Source organism: Symbiobacterium thermophilum IAM 14863 (genome assembly GCF_000009905.1).
Lineage (GTDB): Bacteria > Bacillota > Sulfobacillia > Symbiobacteriales > Symbiobacteriaceae > Symbiobacterium > Symbiobacterium thermophilum.
This window is the reverse complement of sequence record NC_006177.1, coordinates 772721-791790: the sequence shown is the minus strand read 5'-3', so window position 1 is coordinate 791790 and position 19070 is coordinate 772721. Positions and strand designations below refer to the sequence as shown.

Here is a 19070-nt window from a genome sequence, read left to right as displayed (position 1 = left end):
ACCCAGTTCACAACGGCGCATGATGTTACACTTCCTCCAGGTCCGCATTTCTGGAGGGAGGACAAAGGGAATGAAGCGCCGCGTCCTGCGCCAGCTGCAGTCGCTGCTGGCTGTGCTGCTCTCCGTGGCGGGGCTGGTGGTGGCAGCCATGCCGGCGTTCGCCCGCGAGCCGGAAACGTCGGCTGCCTGGCTCCTGGCCATGGAGGCAGAAGAGTTGCTATGGGAAAAGGCCGGTGGGCCCGAGTGCCGCAACACCACCTACCAGGTGACGATCCCGCAGCTGACGGAGGATCGCGTCTATCCGCTGCCGATCGAGTGTCCCGATCTGCAGAACCTGGCCCCGGGCGACTCAGGTCCGGTCGGGACCTATCGCGTGATCAACGGTGGCACCGCCGCCCTTCGGCTGCAACTGCGGGGCAGGGTGGAGGGCGTGCTCTTCTCGGGATCCGTTCCCGTGATGCTGACCATACAGGACGACACGGGCCGGACTTACGCGTACGACGCCGCCTACCACGACATGCCCGACCTGCCCGCGGGTGAAACCCGCACGATCACGGTCACCTACGCCTGGCCCTTTACAGCCGAGAATGTCTACCAGGGCGAGCTCGGCAAGATCTTCATCGACCTGCTCGCGAAGGGCACGGGCGACCCGGGCGGCGGAGGCCCGGGCGGTGGCGGTGGCGGTGGCGGCGGTGGCGGTGGTGGCGGTGGAAGCCCCCCGCCGGACCGGCCGCCGACGCCTGAAACAGAGTCCGTTGCGCCGGCTTCCGGCCGGATCATTGTCCGGGTGCTCGGCGATCCCGCCGGCAACGGCGACCTGATGCCCCTGGAGGGCGCCGAGGTCCAGCTCGCGGACCTGTCGGCCGCGACCGACCCGCTGGGCCAGGTGGTCTTCGACGGCCTGCCTTTCGGTGCCTACACGGCGCTGGCGACAGCCGTCAACCCGCTGACCGGGGCCGACCCGCTGAGCGGAACCGGCGCCGCGCAGATCATCGCGGAACAGCCCGAGGCCACCATCACCATCGTGCTCACGTGGCCGCCCCGCCCGCTTCCCCCTCCGCAGGAGGCACAGCCTGAACCGGAGACCCCGACCGGCTCGCTCACGGTGCGGGTGGTGGACGCCAGTTCGCGCAACGGCGGGCGCGAGGTGCCCATTGCGGGGGCCATCGTCATCGTCGGAGACCGGGCCGGTTACACGGATCGGGCAGGGGAACTGCACCTGACGGAGCTCCCCCTGGGTGACTACACCGTGTATGCGGAGTCCGGGGATCCCACGGATCCCGAGGGCCCGATCCGGAGCGGCCAGACCCGGGTGCGGCTGACGGAGGAGGAGCCTCACCGGGTGGTCGTCATCCGGCTGATGTGGGAGCAGACGGAACCCGTCTTCGACGTCGCCCCCGGCAGCATCGCCGGCCGGATCTGCGCACCGCGCACGGGCGCGGCCCGGGTATGGGCGACCCGCGAGTCCGGGGAGACGGTCGGCACCGCCGTGGCCGCCACCGGCCGGATCGGCATCTGGCTGGACTACACCCTCTCCGACCTGGCCCCCGGCGTCTGGACCCTCACCCTGCAGAACCCCGGCGATCGTCCGGTGTCCCAGCAGGTAATCGTCCAGCCCGGCCAGGTGACCCTGGCCCGTGACTTCACCCTGGCCTGCACCGGCGACGGCCTGACCCCGCCACCCCACCTCGGCTACTACGTCGCAGGCGGCCTGCTGCTCGCGTCGGGCTGGCTGCTGCGCAGGATGGGCAGAAAGGCGATGGCATGATACGATAGCACTGCCGTCTCTCGTGCGGCCCACACTCATACCGTTTGGAGGGCGAATCGTTGCTTCAGAAGCTGCAGCTGGTGGCGCGGGAAGGCAGTCTGTCCGTCACCGACGTATATCTCGGCCACATCAAGCGGGACGAGGATCGCAAGCTCCTCGCCCACGCCGACGCCTACAGGTGGAGCGACCTCGATCCGCAGCTGCGGGCGATCCTGACGCAGCACCTGTACCAGGCCATCGAGGGCGCACAGGGGGAGGTCAACTTCCCCTGCATGTACACCGGGGAGGTCCTGCCGGTCGACAAGGTGGCCTCGGCGGAATACGACCGGCTCCATAACCGCCCGTCGGTGGAGGTGCTGGAGGCCATCCGCGACATGGAGGAGGTCCACCCCCAGTCCCTGGTGGACCTGGGCAACGTGTTGGCGTACAAGGTGATGGCCGCCGGGGCCATCAAGAATCACCTGGTGGCCATTCTGCGGTTCCGGGCGGTGCCGGAGCTCGGGGCCACGCCCCTGCGGTTCAGCTTTGCGACCGTCCTGGACCTGGAAGATCGGGAAGAGTCGCTCTTCGACGAGCACACCGGCAGCTTCCGCACCCAGGTGCTGAACAACGTGATCAAGCGTGGCAGCGTCTCCCGGGCCGTGTTCTTCCCCTGCCTCGATGCGGAGGGGAGGGAGATCGCCGACCTCATGGTGTACGCCGGCAGCGGCGCCGCCGCGTGGTTCAAGGCGCTGGAGGCCACACGCCGATTGAGCCCCCGGCGGGAGGGCCAGGCGCTCCTCCGGATGATTACCGAGCAGAACGCGACGGGAGAGGTGCCCCACGACCTGTTCCGGCGAATGGGCGCTGACCTGCTGGACGAGGCCGCGGACGGGCTCAGCGCCGAATCCGTGGTCCGCAGCATGGAGAAGGCGGTGGGCCACGGCGTCGACCGGCTGGGCTTCCAGGCCCGCTGGGAGTCGGCGTTCGGCGACCTCTCCTACCGTCCCGCCTACAACTCGCTCTTCGGCGGCGCGGAAAAGCCGACCCGCATGAAGATGCGGGCCGGCAGCATCGAGATCACCCTGACGCCGGCGGATCTGGAGTCCTTCCGCCAGGTCACCGTGGGCGACCGGACCTTCATCCTCTTCGCCGTGCCGGAACGGGCACGGGTGGTAGTCGGGAAGGACCTGGACCTGAAGATCAAGCCGGTCGGGCTGGCGGACATTCAGCGCTGGATGACCGGCGAAGAGGACCCGGCATCCTGAAGCCCGGCATCCTGCCCGCGCTGGCGGCGGGCCGCCTCCTGGGCGGCCTGGAGGGCGGCATCCAGCTTCCGCAGCAGCCGGACCCATTTCAGGACGGTGAAGACCAGCACGAGGAAGGCCACAAACAGGAAGACAAGTTGAAACGAGTCCATGCCGTTCCCTCCCCATCGCCGGCATCGTCCCCGACATAAACGATTGAATAATGTTCGACTCCCGGCCGATCGGCTCCTGCTGCGAGAAGGAGGTGGTCCGCCATTCCTCGACGCGAGTTCACGGGCCCGAGCGGGTCCCGCCGGTCGGCCCGCGTCCGCGTGGGCAACCTGCTGCTGATTCTCGGCGCCCTGCTGCTGCTCGTCCCGGCCGCCCGACACGCTTACGAGGAGCTGGCGTACCGCCGCCAGGCAGAGATGCCTCCTCCCTCGCCGGTGATGATGTTCGACGAAACGGCCCCGGCGGAAGAGCGACCCGGCGCAGCCGACGGGACGGCCGGCACCGGCGGCGGGGCCGGTGCCACCGGGCCGGGTGCGGCGACCGCCCCGGACGGCGGGGCAGGCTCTGCGGCCGCCGGCGTTACGCCCCTCTACCACATCGCCATCCCCCGCTTCGGGGTCACCTATGCGGTGGGCGACGGGGTCGACAATGCGGTGCTGGAACAGGGACCGGGCCATTATCCCCAGACGGTGCTGCCCGGGGAGGTGGGGAACGCCGCGCTGGCCGGCCACCGCACCCTGCGCGGCCGCCCGTCCTTCTTCTACCACCTGGACCGGCTGGAGCCGGGAGACCTTCTGCTCGTCCACTACCCGGACCGCAGCCTCACATTCGTCGTCGAGCGTGTCTTCGTCACTGACCCGTACGACCTGTCGGTGATCGATCCCACCGACCAGCCGACCCTCACCCTGACCACCTGCGATCCCCCGGGCAGCGACGAAATGCGCCTGATCGTCCAGGCACGGCTGCAGTCGCCGCTGGTCGGAATGGCTCCCCCAAACTGACGCGAAACACCCCCGGCCCTGCGCCGGGGGCGTTTCGCGCGCCTGCACCCGCACCTGGCTTGTGCCCCGGGTCATCTCTTCCGGGCCGGCCCGCTGTGACTCCACCATGGCCCATCCGGGCTATTCGGACCTACACGCTGTACACGTAGCGGTTCCCTGACCCAAGGAACCAGCGGCTAAGGCCTTCGAGTACCGAAAAATAAGCGATGGGGTCCTTTCGCCCCGGCAGCCAAATCAAGAAAACTGGACGTAGTTGCCTGCGTCCCCGTGCCCGTGGCCACCCTGCGGACGAAGTCCCGGGCACGGGGAATGGTGAATAACCCGTGGAGGTGGACGCACATGGCCAAACTCATCCGATCAGCAGGCCAGTATAAGCTCGATCGGCGTCGGTTCCTGGGCTGGAGCGCCGCAACCGCAGGCGCAGCGCTGCTGCTCGGCAACCAGACGGGGCTGCTCAAACTGGACCCGGCAAAGGCCAAGGCAGCTCCCGCTGCCGAAGAGGGCAAGTGGGTCACCGCGGCCTGCTGGCACAACTGTGGCGGCCGGTGCCTGAACAAGGCCCTGGTCAGGGACGGCGTCGTCATCCGACAGAAGACCGACGACACCCACGAAGACTCGCCCGACTTCCCGCAGCAGCGCGGCTGCGCCCGCGGCCGGTCGCAGCGGAAGCAGGTCTTCGCGGTGGACCGGCTCCGGTACCCGATGAAGCGCAAGCACTGGGAACCCGGCGGCGGCCGGAAGGACCTCCGGGGTCGCGACGAGTGGGTCCGCATCTCGTGGGACGAGGCGCTGGACATCGTCGCCAGCGAGATCAAGCGGATCGTGGAGAAGTACGGCAACCGCGCCATCCTCTCCACCGGCGGCAGCGAGATCGGCCGCACCCTGGCGCTCTACGGCGGGTATGTGGGCACCTGGGGCACGACGTCGTGGGGAAGCTGGCGCTGGGGGCCGGCCAAGTTCGGCATGGCGGAAGGGTACAACGATACCAGCATCAACGACCGGCTCGACCTGCGTAATTCCAACCTGATCGTGATCTGGGGCGGGAACCCGGCGTGGAGCGCGGGCGGCAGCCCGACCTACCACTACCTGCAGGCCAAGAAGGCCGGGGCCAAGTTCATCTTCATCGACCCGATCTACCACCAGTCGGCGGAGCTGCTGGCCGATGAGTGGATCCCCATCCGGCCCGGCACCGACCACGCGATGATGCTGGGCATGGCCTACACCCTGATCACCGAAGACGATCCCGTCAACAACCCGCTGATCGACTGGGACTTCCTGAACCGCTGCACGGTCGGCTTCGACGCGGACCACATGCCGGAGGGCGCCGACCCGAAGGAGAACTTCAAGGACTACGTCCTGGGCACCTACGACGGCCAGCCCAAGACGCCGGAGTGGGCCTCCGAGATCTGCGGCGTCGATCCGCACACCATCCGCCGGCTGGCCCGGGAGATCGCGACCACCCCGCGCGTCGCCCTGCTCACCGCCTGGGCGCCCGCCCGCACGCGCAACTCCGACAGCTGGCCCCAGATGTTCATGACCTTCGGCGCGATGACCGGCCACATGGGCCAGCCGGGCCGCATGACGGGCGTGAGCTGCCACCGGCATACCGCCAACGGCGGCCCCAACCTGGTGACGAGCGGCGGCGCCGGCCTGCCGGGCATCAAGAACCCGATCAACGAATCGATCAACGACAGCGAGCTCTGGAACGCGGTCCTCACCGGCAAGTACACCGCAGGCTACAACGACGTCCGGGACATCAACATCCAGATGATCTACCACGGCGGCGGCGCCATCCTGCAGACCCGGGACGGCATGACCAAGGGCATCGAGGCGCACCGCCACGTCGAGTTCGTGGTCTCCCACAGCCAGTTCCTCACCACCAACTCGAAGTACGCGGACATCGTGCTGCCCGTGACCACGCCCTGGGAGCGGCTGGGCGGCCTGCTGACCGGCAACCGCGAGATCCTCATCTACTACACCAACGTCACGCAGCCGCTGTTCGAGGCCAAGGACGACGCCTGGATCGCCACCGAGATCGCCAAGCGGCTGGGCTTCAAGGAAGAGGACATCTACCCGATCTCCGAGAAGCAGCAGCTCTTCAACCAGCTGGCCGGGTCGAAGGTGATGAAGGAAGACGGTTCGGGGTACGAACCGCTGCTCACCATCACCGAGGAAGACATCGCCGAATGGGGCGTGGAAGGCAAGCCGCAGCAGGGGCGCATCACCCTGAAGGAGTTCGAGGAGCGCGGCATCTACCAGGTGCCCCGCCGTCCGGGCGACAAGCTTGGCTTCATCGCCTACGAGGCCTTCCGGAAGGATCCCGAGAACAACCCGCTCAACACCGCCAGCGGCAAGCTGGAGATCCACTGCCAGGCTCTCGCGGACCTGATCAAGGGCTACGGCTTCACCGAGATTGATCCGATCCCCACCTACCAGCCGCGCAAGGAAGGCTATGAGGACACCTTCGCGGACTGGGAGAAGAAGATCAAGGGCGAGTACCCGCTCCAGGTCATCAACCCGCACTACCCGCGGCGCTCCCACAGCGTCTTCGACAACGTGACCTGGCTCCGCGAGGCCTTCCCCAGCATGGTGATGCTGAACAGCCAGGACGCCGCCGCCCGGGGCATCAAGGACGGCGACACCGTGCTCATCACCAGCCGTCACGGCAAGGTCCTGCGCCGGGCGCACGTCACCGACCTGATCATGCCCGGCGTCGTGGGACTGCCCCACGGGGCCTGGGTGGAGATGGACGAGGAGAAGCAGATCGACAAGGCCGGCGCCGACAACATCCTCTGCGGCGGAATCCCCTCCGGCCAGGGCATCTCGGCGTGGAACTCCTGTATCGTCGAGGTCACGCGTTACGACGAGCCGCTGGCACCCGACCACACCTGGGAGCCGCGGATCCCCCTGAAGTAAGGAGGCGGCGTCACCGTGGCACAGAAAGGCTTTTACTATGACATGACCGCCTGCGTCGGGTGCAAGGCTTGCTACATCGCGTGCAAGGATAAGAACGACCTGCCCCTGGGGGTCATGTACCGCAATGTCTACACCTTTGAGGGCGGGCGGTACCCGAAGCCGTGGATCTTCAACATCTCCATCTCGTGCAACCACTGCAGCGACCCGCGGTGCGTGACCAACTGCCCGACCGGCGCCTCCTACAAGCGGGAGGAAGACGGCCTGGTCCTGGTCGACCAGGAGGCCTGTATCGGGTGCCAGTACTGCGTCTGGTCGTGCCCCTACGGCGCCCGGCACTACCTCGAGGAGCAGGGTGTCGTGGGCAAGTGCAACGGCTGCGTCGACCTGGTCGAACGGGGTCAGAACCCGGCCTGCGTGGACGCCTGCGTCATGCGCGCGCTGGAGTTCGGCGACCTGGACGAACTGAAGCGCAGGCATCCCGAAGCCGAGGTCTTCACCAGCTGGGGAGCCCCGGGCGCCGAGCTGACCGGGCCCTCGATGCTGGTCACCCTGAAGCCGCAAGCCCGGCGGTAGGAGGGAGGTCAAGCGATGGAAACCAAGGAGTTCGCCCTGGTGCTCTTCACGGTGCTCAGTCAGGCGTCCGTCGGCGCCTTCATCCTGCTTTCCTGGCTGCGGCTGCGCAACCGCAGCGAGGCGATGGATGCGGTCTATCGCAGGTCCATCGCCGTCCTGCTGCCGATCATGGCGGTGGCGCTGGTGGCGTCGCTGTTCCACCTGGGTAGGCCGATGCTGGCCTTCACCTCGCTGCGCCGGCTCGCCACGTCCTGGCTCTCGCGCGAGATCTTTTTCAGCGGCGCATTCTTCGCCCTCCTGGCCGCCACCGTCCTCCTGGAGAAGTCCGCACCGGGTCGGAAGGCCCTCTCGGCGCTGACCGCCCTGGCCGGTGCCGTGGCGGTGTTCAGCATGGGCGCGGTCTACACGGCCACCGTGATCCCCGCCTGGCAGGGCTGGGGCACCTACGCGGCGTTCGTGGGCACCACCGTGCTGGCCGGCGCCGGGCTCGCGGCGGGCCTGGTCGCCTTCTTCGGCCGCTCGGTGGAGGAGGCGGCCGGCGACCTGCAGCAGCTGGTCGGGGCGGCGATCGCAGCCCTGATCCTCGGCCTCGTCGCCTACCCGCTGTACCTGGCCTCGCTGGGCAACGGCGGCGCCGAGGCGCAGGCCTCGCTCCAGTTGCTGGGCGGCCCCTTCGCGGGCTGGCTCGCCCTGCGGTGGGCGCTCACCCTGGCCGGAGGGGCCGTGCCGCTGCTGATCGCGTGGCGCCGGCTCTCCGCGGGCCAGAAGACCAGCGGACTGGTCTACGCGGCGCTGGTGTGCATGGTGGCCGGCGAACTGGTGGGCCGCTACCTGTTCTACGCCACAGGCGTGCCCATGTCGATCGGCTAGGCCCCTGCGTACCGTTCACATCCAGAACCAGCGGGAGTGTTGTGCATGGTGACCACCGCCCATGTCCTGGCCATGCAGGGGGAACTGGAAACCGTCCTGGAGGCCCGGGGCTTCGCCTACGCGCTGCTGATGCAGGCCTTCCTCGTCGAGCCGCAGCGTGAGCAGATCGAAAACCTGGCCGAGACCGGAGCCGTGCGGCTGTTCCCCTTCGGCCAGGATCATCCGGCGATTCAGCAGGGCACCGCAGCGGTCGGCGCCTTCCTCGCCGACCCCGCCAACCGGTCCGCCGAAGCGGTCGACCGACTGGTCTGGGACTACACCCGCCTGTTCGTCGGGCCCGCCCGGCTCCCGGCTCCGCCCTATGAATCGGCCTACCGCACGGTGGACCGGCTGGTCTTCCAGGAAGTGACCCTGGAGGTCAGGGAGGCGTACCGCCGGTACGGGCTGGTGGCGCCGAAGCTGGGCACTGAGCCCGACGACCACATCGGGCTGGAGCTGAGCTTCCTGTACGAGACCTGCCGCCTGGCCGCGGGAGCGGCGGCCGCGGGCGACATCGACGGGGTCCACACCATCCTGCAGGATCAGCAGGCGTTCCTCGACGACCACCTGATGCAGTGGGTGCCCCGGTTCGCCGCCGACGTGAGGCAGCACGCCGAAACCGCGTACTACCGCGGCTGGGCGGACCTGCTGGCCGGCTTTGCGGAGACCGACAGGGACCTGCTCGAAGAGCTGTTGGCGGAGCAGCCCGACCGGTAATCCGAACCGAATTCGTGCGAGACGCCCCCGGGGCTGCCCCCGGGGGCGTCTTTCGCTCCGTCGCTCAGTCCCAGTTGCGCCGGTCCTGGAAGAGCGGCCCGTCGGCCGGGATCGCGCCGGGGGGGACGACCAGCACGTCCGGGTTCAGCCGCACAGCCGCCCGGACGGCGTCCCGCACGGCCCGGGGATCCGCCTGCCCGGCGAACTCGATGCGCAGCACGTCCCGGTGATCCGCGTCCCGCTCCACCACCGCACGCCAGCGCTGCACGCCGCCGGCCAGCCCGGCCATCGCCGCCTCCAACTGCTTCGGGTAGAGGAAGATCCCCCGGACCTTGGTGACCTCGCTCACCCGGCCCATCCACCCCTTCAGGCGGGCCGACGGGCGGCCGCAGGGGCAGGGCTCCGCCACGAGCGCGCTCAGGTCGCCCGTGCCGAACCGGATGAGCGGATAGGTCTCCTGCAGGGCCGTGACGACGACCTCCCCCACCTCCCCGGGGGGCAGCGTCCGGCCGTCCGGGTCGCAGATCTCGACGATGACCCCGTCGTCGATGTGCAGCCCGGCGCCGCGCCCGCACTCGTAGCCGATCAGGCCCACGTCCGCCGTGCCGTAGGCCTGGCGGACCGTCACACCGTGGGCCTCGATCCGCGCCCGCAGCGCCTCGGGCAGCGGCTCGCCGGTCACCACCGCCCGGCGCAGCGGCAACGGCGTGCCCGCGGCCGCCGCCCGGTCCAGCAGGGCCAGCAGGTACGAAGGCAGCCCGGTGTAACCGGTGGCCCCCACCGCCCGCGCCACCCGGATCTGCAGGTCCTGCTGCCCGACTCCGGCCGGGACCACCACGCACCCCAGCGCCCGGGCGGCGGCGTCGAACATGAACCCCGCCGGCGTCAGATGGTAGCTGAAGCAGTTGAGCACCCGCTCGCCCCGCTCGAAGCCCGCGGCGGCGAGGACCTTGCCGAACCGCCAGTAGTCCGGATCGGTGCCCTGCGGGTCGTACACGTCGCCGGGGCTGACGAAGATGCGGGCCAGCTGCTCCACGGGGACGCCCAGCAGCCCGCCGAAGGGCGGGGATCCGGCCTGCACGCTGCCCAGCAACTCCTTGCGGAGCACCGGCAGGGCCTGCCAGCGGGGGCCGCCGGGCATTCCGTCCCCGCCGGGCTCCGCATCAGCGAGGCCGGCGGCGTCCAGCCGCTCCCGCCAGACCGGGCTCCCCGCCCGGGCCGCCGCCAGCACCTTCCGCAACCGCTCCTCTCCTCCGGGCGGCACCCAGAGGCTCAGGCCTCCGGCGCCGCCCCCTGCTCCCTTCCCCTTCATGCCAACCACCGTTTCCTGCGCTTGTAGGCCTTCGCCTCCCGGTAACTCTTCCGCCCCACGCCGGTGAGGCCGAGGTAGAACTCCTTGACGTCCTCGTTGTTCAGGAGCGTCTGCACCGGCCCCTCCAGGACGATCCGGCCGTTCTCCATCACGTAGCCGTAGTGAGCGATGGAGAGGGCCACCATGGCGTTCTGCTCCACCACCAGGAACGTGGTCTTCGTCTCCTCGTTCAGCCGCCGGATGATATCGAAGATCTCCCGCACCAGACGGGGGGCGAGCCCCAGCGACGGCTCATCCAGCAGCACCAGCTTCGGCCGGGCCATCAGGGCCCGCCCGATGGCCACCATCTGCTGCTCCCCGCCCGAGAGGTAGCCGGCCTTCTGCCGCCGCCGGTGCACCAGCTTGGGGAAGTAATGGTAGACCATGTCCAGGTCGCTGCGCACGTTCCGCCGGTCGGTGCGGGTGTAGCTCCCGGCAAGCAGGTTCTCCTCCACCGTCAGGTGCTCGAAGACGTGCCGGCCCTCCATCACCTGGAAGATCCCCTTGCGGACGATCTCGGCCGCCTCGAGGTTGGTGATCCTCTCGCCCATGAACTCGATCTTGCCGTCCGTGACCTCGCCGTTCTCCGACTTCAGCAGACCGGAGATCGCCTTCAGGGTCGTCGTCTTGCCCGCCCCGTTGGCGCCCAGCAGCGCCACCACCTTTCCCTCGGGCACCTGCAGCGACATGCCCTTCAGCACCAGGATGACCCGCTCATACATCACTTCCACGTTATTCAGAACGAGCACCGGACCACCTCACATCCCTACTTCCCCTTGGGCTCCACGAAGTCCGTGATCGCCACGAAGCGGCCGTTCTGCACCTGGTAGATGCGGGCCCTGTCCATGCCGCCGTGGTCCGTGGGCGTAAACGTCAGCGGGGCGCCGATCCCGCCCAGGTCCAGTTCGTTGAAGGTCTCGAACGCGGCCTTCAGGGTCTCGCCGGTGACGTCCTCGCCGGCCCGGCGGATCGCCTCGGTCAGGATGCGGCCGAACACCCAGCCCTGGAGCCACTTCTGGGTCAGGTCCTCCCGCTTCAGGCCGATCTTCTCGGCGTAGGCCACCGCCTCGTCGATTCCGGGCCCCTCGTCGTACGGGAAGACGAAGGCCGGGGTGCCGACGAAGCCCTCCGCCGCGTCACCGGCCGCGGTGAGCAGCGTCTCGTCCACCGAGTAGGTCATGCCCACGACCTGGATCTTGTCGCGCAGGCCCTGCTGCTGGACGGCCTTCAGCACCTGGGCCGTGCCCTTCACCACGTTCTGGATCATGATGAACTCGACGCCCTTGTTGTGCAGGTCCAGCACCTGGGTGACCGCGTCCGCCGCCGCGCCGGGCAGCGCCGCCTCGCCCACCCAGGTGAGGCCGATCTGCTGCGCGTAGGCCTTGGCATCCGCCACGGGCGCCTGGCCGAAGGGCGAGTCGTGGAAGATGATGCCGACCTTCGCGTCAGGCTTCTGCTCCTTGATCCAGTCCAGCAGCACCCGGGCCTGCTGCGAGTAGGTGGACGAGACGATGAAGTTGTACGGGGTGACCGACGGATCCGTCAGGCTCTCCGCGAAGGAGCCTGACAGGTACGGGATCTTGTCCTGGGCGATCAGCTCCTTCATCGCTTCGGTGTCGCCGGTGCCCCAGCCCAGGATCGCGACCACCTTGTCCTCGTTCACGTACTTCTTGTACAGTTCCACCGCCTTGGGCACCTGGTAGGCGTAGTCGCCCCAGACCAGTTCCACCTTCCGGCCGTTCACCCCGCCCAGCTCGTTGTTCAGGTAGTCGAACCACGCCCGGGCCCCGTCGGCGTGTGGTTTGCCCACGTCGCCCGTCGCGCCGGTGATGTCGAAGATCCCGCCGACCTTGATCGGCCCTTGGGCGGCCGACCCGCCGGATCCGCCGGCGCCCGAGCCCCGGCCGCCACAGCCGGCCAGCAGCGCGAGACACAGGAGCGCCCCCACGAGATTCCAGACCCGCTTCTGCCACCGCATCCTTCCCCTACCTCCTCTGCTCTCGTCCGCCGGCTTCCGCAGGCGGTCGCTGTCCACGTCCCCTGCGCCGATCCCCCCTCGGCACAGGGGACCACGTGTGCTGTGCCCCGCAACGCAGAACCTCGGGTTACGGCGCACAGCCCCTCCCATCGCTCACCGCTCACGACTTGCTGTAACCGAAGGGCCAGAGCCGAAAGTAATCCTTGATGTTCCGCCAGAGCTTGGCCAGCCCCTCGGGCTCGAATATCAGGAAGAGCACGATCGCGGCGCCGAAGGCCGCATCCCGGATCAGCAGCAGCTTGGTGCCAACGGACGGGAACACCGGCTCCAGCAGCATCGCCAGCTCCCGCACCACGATCGGCATGACCGTCATGAAGGCGGCGCCGTAGACGGACCCCATCACCGAGCCCATGCCGCCGATGATGATCATCGCGAGCAGCTCGATGGACAGGTGGATCTCGAACTGCTCCGGCGAGATGATCATCACGTACGGAGCCCAGATCGCCCCGGCGATGCCGGCGTAGAACGCCGACAGCGCAAAGGCCGTCACCTTCGTCCGGAACAGGTCGATGCCCATGACCTCGGCCGCCAGGTCCCGGTCCCGCACGGCCATGAACGCCCGCCCGATCCGGGTGCGGAGCAGGTTCTGGGCGAAGACCCCGAGCAGCAGCGCCACCGTCAGGGCCAGGTAGAAGTAGCTGCGTTCACCGGAGAGGGTGTGACCGAAGAAGCTCGGCCGCCTGACCGACATCGAGTGGATGCCCCCGGTGAACCAGTCGGCCCGGGTGAAGAAGAACGTGAGGATCACCTGCGCCGCCAGCGAGGCGATGGCGAGGTAAAGCCCCTTCAGGCGGGCGGACGGCAGCCCGAAGAGGGCCCCGACGGCGGCGGCGGTGAGCCCGGCCAGCGGCATCGCGACCCAGAACGGGAGCCCCTGCTTCATCAGGTAGCCCACCGTGAAGGCGCCCATCCCGGTGAAGGCGCCGTGGCCCACCGAGATCTGCCCGGTCACGCCGGTGAGCAGGTTGAGCCCCAGCGCGGCGATGGTGTAGATCGCCACCATGTTCAGGATCGAGACGTAGTAGTTGGGCAGGAACCACGGGATCGCGTAGAGCAGGGCGACCAGCACCCAGCCGCGGGCCACGGCCAGCGGGGTCTGGTGCAGGGCGTGGTCCTGCTCGTAGGTGGTGATGTACACCCCGCACTCCAGGGCGAACGGGTACCGCAACAGTCGCTGCACAGGCCTACACCCTTTCGATGATCTCCTTGCCGAACAGGCCGTACGGCCGGATCAGCAGGATGACGATCATGACGACAAAGGGCACCACTTCCTTGATGCCGGTCAGGTACTGGTCCAGGTAGCCGCCGGTCAGCGCCTCCAGGATGCCGATGAGGAAGCCGCCCAGGATGGCGCCGGGGATCGAGTCCAGCCCGCCGAGGATGGCCACCGGCAGCACCTTCAGCCCGTAGGAGGTGAGCAGGGGGTTCACGCCGGCGATGTTCCCCAGGAAGATGCCGCCCACCGCGGCCACCATCGCCGCCACCGCCCACGTCGCCGCCAGGACCCGCTTCACGGAGATGCCCATGGAGAGCGCCGCCTGCTCGTCGTCGGCCGTCGCCCGCATGGCGATGCCCAGCAGGCTGTACTTGAAGAAGGCGTTGAGCAGGACCAGCAGGATCAGGGCCGCCACCAGGCCCCAGAGGAAAACCTCGGAGATGGCCACCGGCCCGATGACGATGGGCTCGCTGCGGAAGAGCCCCTGGAAGGAGCGCATGTCGGTGCCCCAGATCCCGTGAATCACGGCCTTGATCAGGAAGGAGAGCCCCATCGTCACCATGATGATGGAGATCGGCGGCTCGCCGATGAACGGCCGGAGCACCGCCCGCTCGATGGCCACGCCCACCAGCGCGCTGACCGCGATGGTGAGCAGCAGGGCCAGCGCAAACGGGAGGTTCAACTCGGTGGTGAACGTGAGCCCGATGTAGGCCCCGAGCAGCACCAGCTCGCCCTGGGCCAGGTTGATCACCCCGCTGGCCTTGTAGATGAGCACGAAGCCCAGGGCCACCAGGGCGTAGAGGGCCCCCACGACGATGCCGTTGACCAGCAGGTTCAGGAAGAAGCCGAGGCCGCTGCTCATCCGACGCCACCTCCTCCGGCCGCGCGCGGCTCAGGCTGCTCGACCTCCGGGGCGGCGCCGGGCACGGGCAGGAGCCTCCGCACCTGCAGCACCGTCTCGATGACCGCCTCCCGGCCGTCCCGGTAGCGGACCTTGCTCTGCACGGGGATCTCGTCCGCCCCGGCGTAAAGCCCCTCGATCACCGGGGCGTACTTCTGGTACACGAACCCGCGCCGGAGCTTCCGGGTGCGGGTCAGCTCCTCGTCGTCCGCGTCCAGCTCCTTGTGCAGGATCACGAACGAGCGGATGCGGGCCGCCTCGGGCAACTCGGCGTTGACCCGGGCGATCTCGCCGGCGATCAGGTCCAGCACCGGCCCCTTCTGGGACAGGTCCTGGTAGGTGGTGTACGGAATCCCCTGTCCCTCGGCCCAGTGGCCCACCGACTGCAGGTCGATGTTGACCATCGCCACCACGTGGGTGCGGCGGTCGCCCACCGCCACCGCTTCCTTGATGTAGGGAGAGAACTTCAGCTTGTTCTCGATGAAGTTGGGCGAGAAGATCTCGCCGGTGCTCAGCCGCATCACGTCCTTCAGCCGGTCAATCACCACCAGGTGCCCCGACTCCTCCTCGATGTACCCGGCGTCGCCGGTGTGCAGCCAGCCGCCGGCCAGGGCCCTGGCGCTCTCCTCGGGCATCTTGTAGTAGCCCTGGAACACCGCCCGGCTCCGGAGCAGGATCTCCCCCTCCGGGGAGATGGCCATCTCGCCGCCGGGCAGCGGCGTGCCCACCGTGTGGAAGCGGATGTCGTCGTCCCGGTGCAGCACCGCGATCCCCACGATCTCCGTCTGGCCGTAGATCTGCTTCAGGTTCACGCCCAGGGCGTGGTAGAACCGGAAGACGTCCGGCCCCAGCGCCGCGCCGCCGGTGTAGGCCCGCTTCAGCCGGGAGAGCCCCAGGTGGTCCTTGACGGCGCTGTAGACCAGGAACTCGCCCAGGGCGTACAGCAGGCGGTCCTTCAGCGGCACCGGCCGGTGGGCGAAGCGGGCGTCGGCCACCCGGAGCCCCACCGGGAGGAAGAACTCCCAGAGCCTGCGCTTCAGCCAGCCGGCGTCCTGGATCCGCACCTGGACCCGGGTCACCATGTCCTCCCAGATCCGGGGCGGCGAGAACATCACGTGGGGGCCGATCTCCCGCAGGTTCTCCTGCACCGTGTCCGGCTCTTCGGGGAAGTTGACGGTGAAGCCGACGGAGAGGTGCATCGCCAGGGCGGTCATCTGCTCCCCGATCCAGGCCAGGGGCAGGAAGGAGAGGAAGTCGTCGTCCGGGGTCAGCGGGTCCACGGTCTGAATCGTGTCACCCATCGCCAGCAGGTTCCGGTGGCTCAGCATCGCGCCCTTGGGGTGGCCCGTCGTGCCGGAGGTGTAGCAGATGATCGCGGTGTCCTCCCCGTCCCCGGCCGCGACCATCTCCTCGAACAGGCCCGGGTGCCGCCGGCCGTACTCCCGGCCCATCTCCATGACCTGCGGAAAGTACAGCAGCCACGGGTCGGTGTACGTGCGCAGCCCCTTGGGATCGTAGTAGACCAGGTACCGCACCTTGGGGATGAGGTCCCGCACCTCCAGGATCTTGTCCACCTGCTCCTGGTCCTCCACGACCACGACGACGGCGTCCGAGTGGTCGATGACGTAGGCCATCTCCCGGGCCAGCGAGTCCTGGTAGATGCCCACCGACGTCCCGCCGGCGGACTGCGCGGCCAGCTCGGCGATGACCCACTCCGGCCGGTTGTCGCCCACGATCGCAATCTTGTCGCCCCGCCGGAAGCCCAGGGAGACCAGGCCCAGGCAGAAGTCGCGCACGTGGTCCAGGTAGTCCTGCCACGTGTACTCCTGCCAGATGCCGTACTCCTTTTCCCGGAGGGCGACCCGGCTGCGGCCGTACCGCGCGGCCATCGCCTGCAGCCGCTTCGGCAACGTATCCAGCTGCTCTGCGCTCACCACACCACCCCCTTACACCACCGCCAGGTCCTTGTCCCCCAGGTAGGCCCGGATCACTTCGGGGTTCCGGCGCACTTCCTCGGGCGTTCCCTCGCCGATCTTGCGGCCGAAGTCCAGCACCACCACCCAGTCCGAGATGTCCATGACCACGCCCATGTCGTGCTCGATCAACACGCAGGTGACCCCCCGCTCCTGGTTGATGTCGAGGATGAAGCGGACCATGTCCTCCTTCTCCTCGGCGTTCATGCCGGCCATCGGCTCGTCCAGGAGCAGCAGCCGGGGCTCCAGCGCCAGGGCCCTGCCCAGCTCCACCCGCTTCTGCAGGCCGTAGGGCAGCATCCCCACGGGCTTGCGCCGGACGTGCGCGATCTCGAGGAAATCGATGATCTCCTCCACCGCCTTGCGGTGCTCGATCTCCTCCCGCCTGGCCGGGCCCCACCAGAGGCCGCAGGCCAGCAGCCCCGAGCGCATCAGGGCGTGGCGGCCGACCATCAGGTTCTCGAGGACGGTCATGTGCTTGAACAGGGCGATGTTCTGAAATGTGCGGGCGATGCGCAGCTCCGCCCGCCGGGCAGGCGGCATCCGGGTGATCTCGCGCCCCTCAAACAGAATCCGCCCCTGCTGGGGAATGTAGCGCCCCGAGATGCAGTTGATCAGGCTGGTCTTCCCCGCCCCGTTGGGCCCGATGATGCTGGTGATGGACCCCTTCCGGGCGGCCAGCGAGACCCCGTCCAGGGCCTTCACCCCGCCGAACCCGATCGCCACCTCCTCAACCGCCAGGTGCATCTCGCTCACCCCGTGCCACCTCCTTCGCTCACACCTCGTGTCCGCCGTCGTGCCCATCGGCTGCCTCCGCCGCCCCACGGCCCGGCGCCGCGGGCTCAAGGCCCCCCGCTCCCGGCGCGGCGGTCGACGATCCGCACCCGGCGGGGCGACCGCTCCAGCGACCCGTAGGGCAGGATCTGCACCGCGACGTCCACGGCCAGCTCGTCCGAGAGCCGCCGGCTGATCCGCTCCTCCAGGGCCGGCGAGGGGAACTCGCCCGGCGCCGCCTCCACCTGCACCGTGCAGCGGTCCAGCCACGTCGCCGGATCCCGCTCCAGCACGATCCGGTACTCGTCCGCCAGGGTGCCGTAGCTCGAGAGCACCCGCTCCACCTGCACCGGGTAGAACTTCGCGCCGCGGATCATGACCAGCTCGTCCAGCCGGCCCCGCACCCCGCCGGGGGAGCGGGCGAGGGTTCTGCCGCAACCGCAGGGCTCGGTGACCAGGGTCGCCATGTCCCCTGTCCAGTAGCGGATCAGCGGCATGTCCTCCCGGGTCAGGTCGGTCAGCACCAGCACACCGGTCTCGCCCTCGGCGCACGGCGCCATCGTCGCGGGGTTGATCACCTCCACCAGCACGTGGTCCTCGGCCCAGTGGAGCCCCTGCTGCAGCCGGCACTCGCCGGCGAGGAGCGGGCCGACCTCGGTGATGCCGTAGAAGTCGAAGGCGGGGCAACCGTAGAGCCGCTCCAGCCGCTTCCGGGTGATGGGCTCTCCGGCGCCGGGCTCGCCGCCGAAGAGGCCGTAGCGGAGCCCGATGTCCCGGGGCGAGAGCCCCCGCTCCTGGATGCGCTCGGCCAGGTAGACGGCGTGGGACGGCGCGCCGATGAGCATCACCGGCCGGAAGTTGAACAGCATCTCGACCTGCCGCTTCACCGAGTCCGTGCCGATTGGGATGATCGCCGCCCCCATGGCCCGGGCCGCCCGGTGCCAGGAAATCCCGCCGGCGAAGAGGCCGTAGCCGAAGGCGTTGTGGATCAGCTCTCCGGGTCGGAGCCCCAGCCCCCACATGATCCGCGCACCGATCTCCGCGGTGCGGGCCAGGTCCCGTTCGCCGTACACGGTGTAGAGCGAGCCGCCCACCACGTGCACCGGATAGACCTCCCGCCGCTCCTCGGCCGGGCTCATGGGCAGATCGCCCAGCGGCGGCTTCCGGAGCTGCGCATCCACCAGGTCCGACTTGTGCAGGAAGGGCAGTCGGGCCACGTCGGCCGGGGTCCGGAAATCGGCGGGGTCGATGGGCCCCACGCCCTGCCAGAGCCGCCGGTAGAACGGCGAGGCCAGGGCCCGCTCCACCTGGGCCCGGAGCCGCTCCGCCTGAAGCCGTGCCAGCTCCGCGCGCCCCATGCGCTCCGCTTCGGGCTGCCAGTGGGACCGCTCAAGCTCGATCTGCATGGCATCCCCCCTTCCCCCCGGAACCGAGTACGCAAGTGCCGTGCCAACCTCGTCGGCTGCCCTGCGGTCCCCCCAAGGCGCGCCCAGGAGCGACGCCGCGGTGCACCGGAAAAGGCTTGTGCCTCCCTGAACCATTCAGGGAGGCACAAGCGCGTGGACGGCCCGGCCGCACAAGCTAAGCATCCTCGCTTAGCCTGTGGCGCCGGCGGGCGGGGTCGCCGGATCGCGGGCCGCCCCCCGTGTGGACTGGCCGGCCTAAGCATTCCTGCTTAGGTCCATAAGCAGGAAT

At 69.0% G+C, this 19070-nt stretch carries 16 protein-coding genes; 7 read left to right on the top strand and 9 right to left on the bottom strand.

What is annotated here, in order from left to right; translation table 11 throughout:
• Positions 1 to 70 precede the first annotated feature (70 nt).
• Positions 71 to 1768 (top strand): MSCRAMM family protein, encoded by a 1698-nt coding sequence (locus STH_RS19015; protein ID WP_043713254.1) that lies wholly within the window; start codon positions 71 to 73, stop codon positions 1766 to 1768.
• Positions 1769 to 1827: 59 nt separating this feature from the next.
• On the top strand, positions 1828 to 3015 hold the full coding sequence (locus STH_RS03665; RefSeq protein ID WP_011194849.1) for a hypothetical protein: 1188 nt from the start codon (positions 1828 to 1830) through the stop codon (positions 3013 to 3015).
• Here the strand turns inward: STH_RS03665 and STH_RS03660 are convergent.
• Complete coding sequence (locus STH_RS03660) at positions 2976 to 3167, bottom strand: hypothetical protein (RefSeq protein WP_011194848.1); 192 nt, start codon at positions 3165 to 3167, stop codon at positions 2976 to 2978. The genes STH_RS03665 and STH_RS03660 overlap by 40 nt on opposite strands.
• 159 nt (positions 3168 to 3326) lie before the next feature.
• On the opposite strand from STH_RS03660, the gene STH_RS16895 reads away from it, so the two are divergent.
• The 5 genes from STH_RS16895 to STH_RS03635 all read left to right on the top strand — a co-directional run bounded on the left by STH_RS16895 (position 3327) and on the right by STH_RS03635 (position 9122).
• The gene (locus tag STH_RS16895) at positions 3327 to 4007 is read left to right on the top strand and encodes a sortase (RefSeq protein ID WP_011194847.1); all 681 of its coding nucleotides are present in this window, start codon (positions 3327 to 3329) and stop codon (positions 4005 to 4007) included.
• Positions 4008 to 4346: 339 nt separating this feature from the next.
• Entirely contained in the window at positions 4347 to 6923 is a 2577-nt protein-coding gene (locus STH_RS03650) for a dimethyl sulfoxide reductase subunit A (protein WP_011194846.1), read from the top strand.
• Between the two features lie 15 nt (positions 6924 to 6938).
• Positions 6939 to 7496 carry a DMSO/selenate family reductase complex B subunit gene (locus STH_RS03645; protein WP_011194845.1) on the top strand — a complete coding sequence of 186 codons (558 nt, stop codon included), beginning with the start codon at positions 6939 to 6941 and terminating at the stop codon, positions 7494 to 7496.
• A 15-nt stretch (positions 7497 to 7511) separates the two neighbouring features.
• Positions 7512 to 8366 (top strand): dimethyl sulfoxide reductase anchor subunit family protein, encoded by an 855-nt coding sequence (locus STH_RS03640; protein WP_011194844.1) that lies wholly within the window; start codon positions 7512 to 7514, stop codon positions 8364 to 8366.
• A 45-nt stretch (positions 8367 to 8411) separates the two neighbouring features.
• Positions 8412 to 9122: a TorD/DmsD family molecular chaperone gene (locus tag STH_RS03635; protein ID WP_050742096.1), complete on the top strand. Its 711-nt coding sequence runs from the start codon at positions 8412 to 8414 to the stop codon at positions 9120 to 9122.
• A 64-nt stretch (positions 9123 to 9186) separates the two neighbouring features.
• Here STH_RS03635 and STH_RS03630 read toward each other — a convergent pair whose 3' ends face one another.
• The 8 genes from STH_RS03630 to STH_RS03595 form a co-directional block, all read right to left on the bottom strand.
• Positions 9187 to 10353 carry a phenylacetate--CoA ligase family protein gene (locus STH_RS03630; protein ID WP_242654597.1) on the bottom strand — a complete coding sequence of 389 codons (1167 nt, stop codon included), beginning with the start codon at positions 10351 to 10353 and terminating at the stop codon, positions 9187 to 9189.
• A 77-nt stretch (positions 10354 to 10430) separates the two neighbouring features.
• Positions 10431 to 11222 (bottom strand): ABC transporter ATP-binding protein, encoded by a 792-nt coding sequence (locus tag STH_RS03625; protein WP_011194841.1) that lies wholly within the window; start codon positions 11220 to 11222, stop codon positions 10431 to 10433.
• Positions 11223 to 11239: 17 nt separating this feature from the next.
• A complete protein-coding gene (locus tag STH_RS03620; RefSeq protein WP_043713249.1) occupies positions 11240 to 12451 on the bottom strand; it encodes an ABC transporter substrate-binding protein in 1212 nt (403 codons plus the stop codon).
• A gap of 160 nt (positions 12452 to 12611) precedes the next feature.
• On the bottom strand, positions 12612 to 13691 hold the full coding sequence (locus STH_RS03615) for a branched-chain amino acid ABC transporter permease (protein WP_197525204.1): 1080 nt from the start codon (positions 13689 to 13691) through the stop codon (positions 12612 to 12614).
• Positions 13692 to 13695: 4 nt separating this feature from the next.
• Positions 13696 to 14589, bottom strand: coding sequence for a branched-chain amino acid ABC transporter permease (locus tag STH_RS03610; protein ID WP_011194838.1), 894 nt, complete (start codon positions 14587 to 14589; stop codon positions 13696 to 13698).
• Positions 14586 to 16562, bottom strand: a complete 1977-nt coding sequence (locus STH_RS03605; protein ID WP_197525203.1) for an AMP-binding protein — start codon at positions 16560 to 16562, stop codon at positions 14586 to 14588. Before STH_RS03605 ends, STH_RS03610 begins: the two co-directional genes overlap by 4 nt.
• Before the next feature lie 12 nt (positions 16563 to 16574).
• The gene (locus STH_RS03600; RefSeq protein ID WP_043714837.1) at positions 16575 to 17348 is read right to left on the bottom strand and encodes an ABC transporter ATP-binding protein; all 774 of its coding nucleotides are present in this window, start codon (positions 17346 to 17348) and stop codon (positions 16575 to 16577) included.
• A gap of 95 nt (positions 17349 to 17443) precedes the next feature.
• Positions 17444 to 18781 carry a phenylacetate--CoA ligase family protein gene (locus tag STH_RS03595; protein ID WP_011194835.1) on the bottom strand — a complete coding sequence of 446 codons (1338 nt, stop codon included), beginning with the start codon at positions 18779 to 18781 and terminating at the stop codon, positions 17444 to 17446.
• Positions 18782 to 19070: the final 289 nt, after the last annotated feature.